Here is a 12,950-nt window from a genome sequence, read left to right as displayed (position 1 = left end):
GATCTGGCGCAGCGATACGGAGGCTTTCGGATTGGGCGCGAAGGATATGCCGGCACCCTAATGATGGCGCAGCGACGACACGGAAAAGTCTCGCGCCGTCATGGCCGACTGCAAGGCAATGGTCGCCAGCGACACGCCAACCGCCACCACGCCCGCACCAAGGAAGGACCAGGGCGACGGGGCCACATGCTCCGCGAAGGATTTGAGCCATCCCTGCAGGCACAGCCACGCCACCGGCCAGGCGACGAGATTGGTCAGGACGAACGGCCACAGAAACGGCATGAAGCGTTGCAGGAAGAGGTCGGCAAAGGTCGCTCCCAACGCCTTTCGGATGGCGAGCTCGCGGACCTGATGGCGGGTCAGGAAGATCGACAGCCCCGTCAGCCCCAGCGACGACAGCATGATGGCAACGGCCGAAACGGCATAGAAGACGACCATCTGCTGATGAAGGTCGTGATATTGCTGCATGAGATAATCGCGGAAAAAGCGCCGCTCGATCGGAACATTGCCTTCGGACGCACGCCGCCACAGCGCATCGATGCGTGCGATCGTCGCATCCTGGCCCTCCGGTGCCAGACGGATATTCACCTGGGTAAAATACTTGGAAAAATTGTCGAAAATCATTGGCCGCATCGGCTCATAAACCGTCGCCACGCGGACATTCTGAATGACTCCGACAATGCGCGACCGCATCAGTGTGCGGTCGGTCTCGTAGGCGATATCGCGGCCGAGTGCATCTTCGGGCGAGTGAAAACCGAGCGCCGCGACAGCGGCCTGATTGATCAGAACCTCGCGCGGCGTTTCCGGAAACAGAAAGGTACCGGTCAGGTTATGGCCGGCCAGGAGCGGGATGTCATAGACCTGCAGAAAGTCGGGTTGGGTCGAATTGCGTGTCAGTGAGACGAGTGGCCGTCCAGCGCGCAGGGTCCAGCCCGGGCGGACGAAATCATTGGTCGGCGCGCCAAAAGATTCCGCCGCCGCCAAGACGCCCGGCAGTGTACGCACCTGCGCCATGAATTTCGCGTTGACCGCCTGCGTGTCGCTGAACCGGACCATCAGCACGTTGTCGCCGTCAAATCCCAGAGCGTCCTGCGTCGCATAGCTCCATTGCCGCGAAACAGTGTGCGAGGCTGTCAACAGGATGATAACCAGCGCCAGTTGCGCCACGACCCAGCCACGCCAGCGCATCGCGGCGATATCGCTGCGATGATCAACCACGCCTTGGGTAGGACGCGAAATCACCAGGGCGGGCCCAAGTCCGCTCAGGAGCGCCAGCGAGAGGACCGCGGTCGCAATCACCACCAGCAGGCCCAGCGGCAAGGTCCACAGGTCCAGATGGATATCAAGCGTGGCGTTGAGCGCGGGCAGCAGGCGTTCAACCAGGGTGAGGCCAAGACCGGCACTGATGGCGTGGACGATCAGTGCCTCGCGCAGCACCTGCGCCACCAGGTCGATCCGCCGCGCCCCAAGCGCACTATGCAGCCGATGCTCAGCTGTACGCTCATTGCGCTCGGCCAGGATCAGACCCGAAAAATTGATACAGGCCAGGGTTACGATAGCCGAAGCCACGACGATCAGGGCCAGTACAGAGTCGAGATGCCCACGTGGTTTCAGTTCGCCATCGCCGTGCGGCTCGAAATGCAGGCGGCTGAGCGCGGTCAGACGAAACCCGTCGGGCAGGTTATTCGGGCCCAGCCAGCGCTGGCGCGCGATGTCTGCCAGCCGGCCTGCCATGGCCTTCGGATCCGCTTCCCGCTTAAACGTCACATAGGTATAGCTGTTGGGCCAGAGGAACTCGCCATGACTGTCATAGTCGTAGAGCTTGGAATATGGGCTGCTGCCGGCACCGAAGATTTCGCGATCGAGATGGGTGTTGGCGGGAAAATCCTTAAGCACCGCGGTCAGCGTCATCCGGTGGCCGTACTGGGTGGTAACGAACTGCCCGATCGCGTCGGCGCGGCCGAAATAGGCGATCGCCATGCGCCGTGTCATCACCAGGCTGCCGGGTTTTTCCAGCGCGGTATCGAGATCGCCGTAAAGGACAGGCAGTTTGAGGACACGGAACAGATTGGCGTCGGTCCAGTAGAAGCGCTCCCTGGCGTGGCGGCGGGCGGTGCGCATCGGCCATTCGACCGTATCGAAGCGCGTCACCTGATCGACCTCGGGCATGTCGGTCCGCATCCAGCGCGCCACGCCGGCGGGTATCCGGTCGCTCCAGACCAGTGGCTTGCCGGCCGGTCCATAGCTGGCCGAAATCATGTAGACCTTATTCGAACCCGGCATGAAGCGGTCGTATCTCAGTTCATCGCGGACATAGACGCCGATGACGATCGCCGCGCAATAGGCCAGGGTCAGGCCCGCCACCATCAGCAGGTAGGCCAGCCAGCGTGCGCTGGTGATCCGCCAAACGACGCTATAAATGCGGGCAATCTCGGACAGCTCCAGCTTCACGACAACCGCCGCGAACTGATATGGACGCGGCCGTCGTGCAGTTCGACAATGCGCGACGCCTGATCGGCTTGACTGGGGGCGTGGGTGACGATGACAACGGTCGTGCCCCTGGCATTCAACTCGTTGAGGATGCCCAGGATCTGCTGGGCGTTCTGCGAGTCGAGATTGCCGGTCGGCTCATCTGCCAGAAGCACGGACGGATTGCCGACAATGGCGCGGGCGATGGCGCAGCGTTGCTGCTGGCCGCCGGACAGCTGGCGCGGCAGATGATCGGCCCGGTGCCCCATACCCACACGGTCCATGGCGGCATCGACCAGCTCGCGCTGGCCCGTCAGGCGATCGCGGCGATAGCGCAGGCCCAGCTTGATATTCTCATAGACCGTCAGGTGGTCGATCAGGTTGAAGTTCTGGAAGACGAAGCCGATCCGCGCGGCGCGCATCTGCGCCAGGGCATTGTCCGGCAGCTTCATTACATCGTGGCCTTCAAAATCGTAGCGCCCGCTGGTCGGCCGGTCCAGCGTGCCGATGACATTGAGCAGGGTCGACTTACCGCTGCCCGACGGCCCGACGACGGCCACGAACTCACCGGCGTCGATGTCGAGCGTAATGCCCTGAAGCGCACGGACCGTGCGTTCCGTATCGGTATAGTTCAGATGAACTTCGTGCAGGCTGATAAGCGGCATGGATCAGCCCCTCACCGGAAAGCTGAAGGCAAAGGTCGTGGGTCGACTGCCTGTCAATTGAAGATTGCCGCCGTGCGCCAGCGCGATCTGACGCGCCAGGTTGAGTCCTGTACCCGTGCCCTTGGGTTTGGTGGTCGCGAAGGCCGTGAACAGATTTGGCCGGATGCTGTCGGGAACACCCCGGCCATTGTCCGAAACCGTGAGGACAACGTTGTGCTGCGCCTCGCTGGCCGCGATCCGGATCCGGCGCGGCCCGTCCAGACCGTCCGTCGCCTCGATGGCATTGGTGATGACATTGATCAGGGCCTGACTGATCTGCGGCTCGTCAAGGCTCAGGCGGGGCAGCGCGTCGCTGATCTCGACCGTCCATTCGATGGTGCCGTGATCGGGCGTGCGCAGGAACAGGTTCGCCACGTCACGCACCAGCCGCGCCGGCTCGACCAGTTGCATCACCGGGTCGGGCAGGCGGGCCACCGAACGATAGGCCTCGATGAAACGCGTCAGACTGACGGCGCGGCGCGCCAGGGTAGAGAGTGCCTCGCTGGCTGAAGCGACGTCGGCGGGCTTCTTGTCGAGAAAGGTGGCGGCGACTTCCGCCAACGAGGCCACCGGGGTCAACGAGTTCATTATCTCGTGGCTCAGGACATGGAGCGTATCGCGCATGGCGGCGGCCTCGGCCTTGTGCATCTCGGTCTGCACGTCCGTGAGGGCCGCCAATCGGGCGTGGCCGCTGTCTGACGCCACCTCGCTGACACTGACGGCGTATTGCCCGCCCAGGACCGGCAGGACGGTCTGCGATCCGGAAGCGGCCTCGGACAATGCCTTCACCAGTTCGGGCATTTCGGCCAGTATGATGTCGTCGGTCTGAAACAGGGCGCGGGCCGCGCGGTTGAGCGCCTCGGGCCGCCGGCCATCGACGTGGCGGACCAGGGGCACCGGCAACTGGTCGAGGATAACGCGCAGGTCTTCGTCGCGCGCATCGCGTACAGCGTTCAGCTCCCCTGTCCGCATCACGCGCGCCGCCTGGCTGACCCATACGGTTCCCGCAAGAACGACGCAGGCAGCCAGACCCATACCCAGCCCGGCCCACAGGCCGCGCACCGCGGAATCGTAGCTAAAGACAGCCGCGACGACCAGCAATCCTATCGCCAGGATGTGGAATGGGCGCGAGTTAGAGACCATATTTTGACATGCGCCTGTAAAGGGCCGGCCGCGTCAACCCCAGTTCCGCTGCCGCCGCCGATACGTTGAAGTTACTGCGTTGCAAAGCCTCCTCGATCAACACCTTTTCCGCGTCCGAAAGCCGGGCGGCGGAGGTGCGATCCGAAGTCTTGCCGTGTGGTTTTCCGGGAGCCGGTTCCTCCGGCGCCAGGACCAGGTCCTGCGGGCCGATGACCGCATCGTCGCTCAGGATAGCCGCACGCTCAATCACATTGCGCAGGGCGTGCACATTGTCCGGCCAGGCGTAAGCGTTGAGATGTGCCAGGGCTTTCGGTGCCAGGGATCTGGCGGCCAGACCATGCTGGCGGCAAATGACCCGCAGGAAGTGCTCCGCAAGGTCCAGAATGTCCTTCGTCCGTTCGCGCAACGGCGGGATCTCGATATCGATGGTATTCAAGGCGTAGGTCAGCCCCCGGTCAAGGCCGAGGTCACGGTGCGGATGCGCCGTCGTCGACAGCAGGCGGCTGTTGTGACGCGGCGCGCGCATAAGCCAGGCCTGTAAGGCCGGCCCCATCGCCACGGGAATGCGCTCGATATTGTCGATCAACAGCGTGGTGTTGGATTGGGCGGCCAGATGATCGAAGGTCAGCGTCGACGCATCGGCCTGGATGAGCGTGGCGCGGCCCGACTGCCGGTGCAGGATATTGGCGACCAGCGTCTTGCCTGTGCCCGGTTCGCCGCGCAGCAGCACCGGTACATGCAGTGCAGCGCAACGGTCGATCATCGCCTTGATGCGTTGCAAGGCCTCCGAGCGCCCGACCAATAGCGCCGGATCGTTGTCTGAAATCTCGGCGAGCTTGCGCTCGGCCGCAGCCTTGTCGACGGCTTCAAGGAGGCGGCCATTATTCCACGGTTTCATGATGAAGTCGCGCGCACCGGTCCGCAGCGCCTCGACGGCGATATTGAGACCGCTGTGCCCTGTCACCACGACGACAACGGCGTGCGGATCGTGCCTGAGGATGTCGCGTAGCAGCGACAAGCCCTCCTCGCCCGAGGTCTGGGCACGCGAAAAATTCAGGTCGAGGAGGATGACATCGAAGGCGCCCGAGGCGAGCTGGCTCATGGCCTCGCCGGGATCGCAGGCGCCGGAATAGCGATATCCAGCCGATCTCAGCAGCAGTTCCGCGGTCTTGCGGACATCAGCATCGTCATCGACGAACAGGACGGTCTTGGCGTCATCAGGCATGTACGGTTCCGGACAAAGCGGACAATTATGCGAACACTTGTGGACGATGAAGTTTAAAATGTCAAATAAAATTAGCTAGTTAGGAGACCACATCATCAGATGCTATTATTACACAAAATATAAGAAACACATGAGGAGGGCGCCCCCTAATCCTGCACCCGGGCCGGAAATGAGGCTCACACCCTATCGATAACGCCGGCCGCGCTGCTGGACGAAATCGCCGCCTGGTGACAAGTCAAAAAAGATACGCATCCGCCTGGTCCATGGATGCGCTCTGTCTCCTTGGACCATTTCTCTTGACTGTCCCTTCCGGCCCTATGCCGGGAGGGACCTTTTTCTTGGCCGTTCTTCCGCCACCACGCGTCCTGATCCCGCAGCACGCCCAACTGGAGCCCTTATGACATCCCGCACCTTACGGACCCTGCTGACCAGCCTTGTTTCGACACTTGCCCTGGCCACGGCGGCGAACGCCGCACCGATCGCCACGCTCGACCGCAACGGCGCCTGGGTCAGTGTCGAGGCCTATGGCCCGAATGTCGTCCACGTCGTCATCGCCGCCGACAAGGCCGAAGCTTTGAAAGGCCCAGGCCAGGGAATACTCCCGGAAAATGCTGACAATACCGCCTTCCGCCGCAGCACCGGCGCCGACGGCGACACGTTTCAATCAAACGCGCTGACGCTTAAGGTCAATCCGGCCCCGGCCCCGCGCGTGCCGTCCCAGGGTGAAAAGTATTTCGCCCCGTCCCTGGCCTCCGTCGGCCTGACCGTCAAGAACGCCAAGGGCGACACCGTCCTGACGATGAATGGCTGGGAGATGTCACCCCACGAAGTGACCGGCGAGAAGACTTACCAGGTCGGCGCGTCCTTCGCGGCACCTGCCGATGAACATCTCTACGGCATGGGCCAGAACCAGGAATCCCTAAGCTCGCTCGACCTGCGCGGCAAGGTGCTCGACTGCAAGCACTGGTACGATGCGCCCGCCGGCGAAACCGTCTGCGTGCCCTTCATGATCTCCAGCAAGGGCTATGGCATCATCTGGGACAACCCATCGCAAACGCGCTTCATTGCCGCCGTCAATGGCCGCACCGCCTTCCAGTCGAACGTCGGCGAGCGCGTCAGCTTCTTCGTCGTCACCGGCGATACCCCGGAGCAGATCTATTCCGCCTATGCCCGCGTTACCGGCAAGACGCCCATCCCGCCCAAGGCCGCCTTCGGCCTCATCCAGTCCAAGGCGCGTTATGACAGCCAGGACCTGGTCCTAAAGGTCGCCAATACCTACCGCCAGAAGCAGTATCCACTCGACGTCATGGTCGTCGACTGGTTCCACTGGACGCGCATGGGTCAGATGGACATCGACCCCGCCCAGTTCCCTGATCCCGCCGGTATGAACAAACAGCTCCACGATATGGGCATGCAGTCGATCATCTCGGTATGGCCGCGCTACGAGACCTCGGGCCGCTACTACAATGAGCTGGCCGCCAAGGGCTATTTCCTCAAGGACGAGGACGGCAATCCCGTCGATGGCCTGCCCTTCCGGTCCGACCGCACAGGCGCCCTGATCGATTCCACAAATCCGGAAGCGAGAAAGTGGTACTGGGAAAAGATCCGCGACAATATCCTGAGCCAGGGCTTTGATTATCCGTGGCTGGATGAGACCGAGCCGGATCTGGTGCCGGAAGGCTATCACTTCTCGATCGGCACGGGCGACCGCTATCGCAACCTCTATCCGCTGGTCCACGTCGAAGGCGTGGCGCAAGGCATGCGGGCGTGGAAGCCCAATAAGCGCGTCCTGATCCTGGCCCGCGCCGCCTATCTGGGTTCACAGCGCACCGGCGCACTCTTCTGGTCGTCGGACATCCATCCGTCGTGGGAAGCCCTGCAGCGTCAGATCCCCACCGGCCTTAACATGACCGCTTCGGGCATTGCCTACTGGGGCAATGATATTGGTGGCTGGCAGTGGCTGCCGCAAACGACGAACGCCACCAAGCCGCCGCTGCTCGATCCGTCGGACGCGCGCGAGACCGTTGGCCAGAACCACGACTATCCGGAACTGCATACGCGCTGGTTCCAGTACGGCACCTTCCTGCCGACCCTGCGCCTGCACGGCGACCGCAAGAACGCCGAGCTGTGGGCGTATGGCAAGGAGGCCGAGGCCATCATGGCCAAGTTCGACCGCCTGCGCTACCAGCTGATCCCCTATATCTACAGCCAGGCCAAGATGACTTACGACAGCGGAGCGCCTTTCATGCGCCCGCTGTGGATGGACTTCCCGAATGACCCGGCTGTATCCGATATCGGCAGCCAGTACATGTTCGGCCCGGCCTTCCTGGTCGCGCCGGTCACGGAGCAGGCCCAGACTGAAAAGCGCGTATATCTTCCTGCCGGCGCCGACTGGTACAACTACTGGACCAATGAAAAGCTGGGTGGCGGACAATGGGTGACGGTCGCCGCTCCCATCGACCAGATCCCGCTGTTCGTGAAGGCAGGCTCGATCCTGCCCATTGGCGCGGACATCCAGTCGACGGCGACCAGGCAGGCAATCGCCAGCATCCGTGTTTATCCCGGCAAGGACGGCGCGTTCGATCTCTATGACGATGACGGCGCAACCTATGACTACGAAAAAAACAAGGGCGTCACTCAGACGCGGTTGGTGTGGAATGACGCCAGCAAGACCCTGACCGCGACCGGTAGCGACAAGGCCTTCGCCAAGTCGGCACCATCGCTCGTTCAGGTCATGGCGAAGTAATGCACAAGGCCCTGACCTGTGCGCTTGCCCTGGCGGCCCTGCTTTCGAGCGGGGCGGCTGAGGCGGCGCAACCCCTGCCGCCGGTAACGGTTACCGGCGGCCAGATTGCCGGCTTCGAAGACGGCAATATCCACAAGTGGCTCGGCATCCCCTTTGCCGCGCCGCCCGTGGGCAATCTGCGCTGGCGCGAACCTCAGCCGGTCAAAACCTGGCAGGGCGTCAAGACGGCACAGGACTACTCCCCCGCCTGCGCCCAGACCGCTGAATGGATCCCAAACACCAAGAGTGAGGACTGTCTCTATCTCAATGTCTGGGCACCTGCAGGCGCCAACGACCTGCCGGTCATGGTGTGGATTCATGGCGGCGGCTACTATGGCGGCACCGCAGCGCAGCCGCCCTATGACGGCGCCAACCTGTCCAGACATGGCGCTATCGTCGTCACGGTCAATTACCGTCTGGGCGTGCTCGGCTTCTTCACCCACCCAGAGCTGTCGGCGGAATCGCCGCATCATGCGTCCGGTAACCAGGGCATCCAGGACCAGATCGCCGCCCTCCAGTGGGTGCGCGACAATATCGCGGCCTTTGGCGGCGACCCCAGGCGCGTGACTATATTCGGCAATTCCGCCGGCGGTGAGTCTGTCGCCCAGCTTATGGCGTCACCCGTCGCGAAAGGCCTCTTCCAACGCGCAATCTCGCAGAGCGGCAATTTCGGCGTGCCGATCGACACATCCGAAACCGCCTATTTCTCGCAAAAGGCCGCTGAGGAAAGAGCCCAGACCTTCGTGAAGGGCACGGGCGCTTCAAACCTCGCCGAACTGCGCAGCCTCAGCGTCGCGGCCCTGCATAAGGTGCCATATTACACCCTGCCCAGCGTTGACGGTTACGTGCTCCGTGAAGACCTGACGACAACCTATGTCAACAAGCGCCACAACGATGTGCCTCTGATGGCCGGCTGGACCGCAGACGAAGGCAAGGAGCTGGCGCCAGAACTGCTCTTCACCAGCGAATTTACCGCCGCCAACCACAAGGCACTGGTGACAAAACTGCTCGGCCACGCGCCGTCTGAGACGCTTCTGGCCGCATATCCCGGGCGGACGGACGCAGAAGCAAAAACATCGATCAATCGGCTGACCAACGACTGGTGGGGCTGGCGCATGTGGTACTGGGCCGGGCTTCAGGCTAAACAGGGCACGGCCAAATCCTATCTCTACTACTTCGCGCACATGCCCGCGCAGCCCAACCCCTGCAATTACGGCTGCGGGATTGGTCATGGCGCCGAAATCCTGTTCGCCTTCGACAATCTCGATATTGAAAAGCGCGACTGGACGAAGGAAGATCGGCAACTGGCGAAGGACCTGGCCGACACCTGGGTCCGCTTTGCCAGCAGTGGCGTACCGAATGTCACGTGGCCTACCTTTGACGGCAGCAATGCCAGCGTTCACAGGATCAGCACGCAAAGCGACGATCCGTTGCTGGAAATACTTCCTGATTTCTCGGTGTTTTCGCAACCTCCTCATCAATAATAATTCTGAAAAATAAGAATAGACTTTACAGGACCGCCAATGATCTACACACCCTCCCGCCGCGCTATGGCCGCACTGCTCACCGGCGCGCTTGTCCTCGCCGCCCCCGCCGCCTTCGCGCAATCCGCCCGCACGGTGACGCTCGACGTCACCCAGGCAACAACGCCGGTCGACCGCTTCTACGACCTGTCGGTCGGCGCCGACTATCCCGGCACGACGATTCGCGACGCCAACCAGGCACAGCTGAAGACGGCCGCCGAGGAACTCGGCTTCCGTTATGTCCGCTTCCACGACATCTTCCACGATGAACTGGGCACCGTGAAGATGGTCGATAACAAGCTCGTCTACGACTGGACAAAGATCGACTATCTCTATGACAGCATGCTCAAGTCCGGCATCAAGCCGTTCGTCGAGCTGGGCTTTACGCCGTCCGCGATGAAGACGTCCGACCAGACCATCTTCTACTGGAAGGGCAATACTTCGCATCCACGCCTCGACCTGTGGAAGCAGCTGATCGACAGTTTCGCCCGTCACATGATCGCCCGTTACGGCATCGAGGAGGTGCGTTCCTGGTATTTTGAAGTGTGGAATGAACCGAACCTCGATGGCTTCTTCCAGTATGCCGACCAGGAACAGTATTTCGCGCTCTACGGCGTGACGGCTCGCACCCTCAAGGCTGTCGATCCGCAGCTTCGTGTCGGCGGTCCCGGCACGGCGGGCGCGGCCTGGGTGCCGGAACTTCTGGCCTATACCAAGGCGACCAACACGCCGATCGATTTCGCCAGCACCCATACCTACGGCGTCGACTACGGTTATCTCGACGAAGAAGGCAAGATGGACCTTCAACTGTCGAAGAACCCGAAGGCGGTCATCGCCGATGTCGAGAAGGTGCGCGGCGAGATCGAAGCGTCCTACAAGCCGGGCCTGCCGCTCTTCTTCACCGAATGGTCCACCAGCTATAATCCGCGTGACCTCAGCCACGATTCCTACGTCGCCGCGCCCTACATCCTCAGCAAGCTGAAGGCCACCCAAGGCATCGTCCAGGGCATGAGCTACTGGGTCTATTCCGACCTGTTCGAAGAGCCCGGCCCGCCGTCCGGCGCTTTCCACGGCGGCTTCGGCCTGATGACGCGCGACGGCATCCGCAAATCGTCGTGGTTTGCCTACAAGTACCTCAACGCCGTAAAGGGCAAGGAAATCCCGTCGGCCGACAAGCAGGTCTGGGCCGGCGTCGATGGCACATCCGTGTCAGCAGTCGTCTGGGACTTCCAGTTGCCCGACCAGAAGGGCCGCAGCAACGGCACCTTCTTCTCCAAGCTGGTTCCGAACGCCAAGTCCGCGCCGGTCAAGCTGAAACTGACGGGCCTCAAGCCCGGCAGCTATGCGCTGAAAACCTTCCGCACGGGCTACAAGACCAACGATGCCTACTCGCATTGGATCGAGATGGGATCGCCCAAGGACGTGACGCCGGCCCAGCTCGAAAAGCTGCAGAGCCTGACGCGCGACCTGCCCGAGACCGACAAGGCCATCACCGTCGGCAAGACTGGAACAATCGAAGTCAGCCTCCCTATGCGCAGCAACGATGTGGTACTGGTAACGCTTAAAGCCAATTAAAATTCGACAGGGGCTGGCACTTTCAGAAATGCCAGCCCTCACCCCAGGACCGCGCCATGAGACCATTCCTTGCCACCCTCGCTCTGACCGCCCTTTTTGGCGCCACCACCCTGAGTCCCGCGCTCACTGCCACGGCTAAGAGCGTAGCAGCGTCGGACGTGAAACATCGCCTGATCGTGCTCACGGATATCGAAAACGAGCCGGACGACAGCCAGTCGATCGTGCGATTGCTGCTCTATGCCAATCAAATCGACATCGAAGCCCTGATTGCCACGACGTCGGTGCATATGAAGTCGCGGGTCGCGCCGGAAACCCTGCAGGCGACCATCGTTGCCTACGGCAAGGTCCAGCCCAATCTGCTCAGGCACGAAAAAGGCTATCCCGACGCCAAGGCCATGTCGGCCCTGGTGACCCAAGGCCTGCCGGCGTACGGCATGACGGGAGTCGGTGACGGCAAGGACTCGCCCGGTTCAGAACGGATCATCGCGCTGCTTGAAAAGAACGATCCGCGTCCCGTCTGGGTATCAGTCTGGGGCGGCGCCAATACACTGGCTCAGGCCTTATACAAGATCAAGCAGACGCGGACACCGGAAGACACCGCGCGCCTTATCGCCAAACTTCGCGTCTATACCATCTCCGACCAGGACGACAGCGGCTTTTGGATGCGCAAGACCTTCCCGGAGCTGTTCTACATCGTCAGTCCGGGCGGCTATGGTAATGGGACCTGGACCGGGATCATGCACAACGACCCCGCTTTCGACAACACCGAGGCCACCAACGCCTGGTTGGCAGAACATATCCAACAGGGCCATGGACCACTGGGCGCCATGTATCCGGACGTCTCCTACGGGATGGAAGGTGACACGCCTTCTTATCTAGGGCTCATTCCTAATGGCCTCAATGCACCCGAACATCCCGACTGGGGCGGCTGGGGCGGGCGTTATGCGCTCTATGTCCCGAAGCTGGCCGATACAAACCCCGAGGGCTTCACGGGTGGCGTTCCGGTTGAGCAGGAGCCACGGCCAATCTGGACAAATGCAATCGACAGCTTCACGCCTGCCGTCGCCAATCCCTTCGGCCGCAGTATCAAACCCTTCGACAAGACCGCCACCGGCTACAGAATCACGATCTGGCGCTGGCGCAAGGAGTTCCAGAACGATTTTGCCGCGCGCATGGACTGGACGACCAAGCCCTATTCGGAGGCCAACCACCCGCCGGTCGCGGCGCTCGGCCACGCCGACCAGTTCACAGTCAAATCGGGCCAGAGGTTCGCCCTGAGCGCAGCCGGCAGCAGCGATCCCGACGGCGACAGCCTCAGTTATCAATGGTTCAACTACCCCGAAGTCGGCAGCCTGAAAATACCCGTCCCGATCGACAATGCCGACAATATCTACGCCGTCTGGGTGGTCGCTCCGGCAGTCACAAAACCTGAGACCGCCCACTTCATCGTCAAGGTGACCGACAAGGGCACACCCGCCCTGACCCGCTACAGGCGGGTGATCGTCACCATTACGCCCTAAGGACTT

General features: G+C 62.0%; 8 protein-coding genes. 4 read left to right on the top strand and 4 right to left on the bottom strand.

Going from position 1 to position 12,950, the window contains the following annotated elements:
* Nucleotides 1-57: 57 nt before the first annotated feature.
* The 4 genes from AC1DON_RS13910 to AC1DON_RS13895 are packed head-to-tail and all read right to left on the bottom strand — an operon-like array spanning nucleotide 58 to nucleotide 5,541.
* Entirely contained in the window at nucleotides 58-2,451 is a 2,394-nt protein-coding gene (locus tag AC1DON_RS13910; protein WP_476935410.1) for an ABC transporter permease, read from the bottom strand.
* Nucleotides 2,448-3,134 carry an ABC transporter ATP-binding protein gene (locus tag AC1DON_RS13905; protein ID WP_476935409.1) on the bottom strand — a complete coding sequence of 229 codons (687 nt, stop codon included), beginning with the start codon at nucleotides 3,132-3,134 and terminating at the stop codon, nucleotides 2,448-2,450. The genes AC1DON_RS13910 and AC1DON_RS13905 overlap by 4 nt, the downstream gene beginning before the upstream one ends.
* Nucleotides 3,135-3,137: 3 nt before the next feature.
* Entirely contained in the window at nucleotides 3,138-4,316 is a 1,179-nt protein-coding gene (locus AC1DON_RS13900; protein ID WP_476935408.1) for a sensor histidine kinase, read from the bottom strand.
* Nucleotides 4,306-5,541, bottom strand: coding sequence for a sigma-54-dependent transcriptional regulator (locus AC1DON_RS13895; protein WP_476935407.1), 1,236 nt, complete (start codon nucleotides 5,539-5,541; stop codon nucleotides 4,306-4,308). Before AC1DON_RS13895 ends, AC1DON_RS13900 begins: the two co-directional genes overlap by 11 nt.
* Nucleotides 5,542-5,938: 397 nt before the next feature.
* On the opposite strand from AC1DON_RS13895, the gene AC1DON_RS13890 reads away from it, so the two are divergent.
* Genes AC1DON_RS13890 through AC1DON_RS13875 form a run of 4 tightly spaced genes read left to right on the top strand, consistent with a single transcriptional unit; the run spans nucleotide 5,939 to nucleotide 12,944 of the window.
* Complete coding sequence (locus AC1DON_RS13890; RefSeq protein ID WP_476935406.1) at nucleotides 5,939-8,287, top strand: glycoside hydrolase family 31 protein; 2,349 nt, start codon at nucleotides 5,939-5,941, stop codon at nucleotides 8,285-8,287.
* Nucleotides 8,287-9,810, top strand: coding sequence for a carboxylesterase/lipase family protein (locus tag AC1DON_RS13885; RefSeq protein ID WP_476935405.1), 1,524 nt, complete (start codon nucleotides 8,287-8,289; stop codon nucleotides 9,808-9,810). The genes AC1DON_RS13890 and AC1DON_RS13885 overlap by 1 nt, the downstream gene beginning before the upstream one ends.
* Nucleotides 9,811-9,849: 39 nt before the next feature.
* The gene (locus tag AC1DON_RS13880; RefSeq protein WP_476935404.1) at nucleotides 9,850-11,424 is read left to right on the top strand and encodes a GH39 family glycosyl hydrolase; all 1,575 of its coding nucleotides are present in this window, start codon (nucleotides 9,850-9,852) and stop codon (nucleotides 11,422-11,424) included.
* Between the two features lie 56 nt (nucleotides 11,425-11,480).
* On the top strand, nucleotides 11,481-12,944 hold the full coding sequence (locus tag AC1DON_RS13875) for a DUF1593 domain-containing protein (protein WP_476935403.1): 1,464 nt from the start codon (nucleotides 11,481-11,483) through the stop codon (nucleotides 12,942-12,944).
* Nucleotides 12,945-12,950: the final 6 nt, after the last annotated feature.

Source organism: Asticcacaulis sp. P4_H10, from assembly GCF_056400965.1.
The sequence above is the reverse complement of the archived record's forward strand: the minus strand, read 5'-3'. Positions and strand labels throughout refer to the sequence as shown.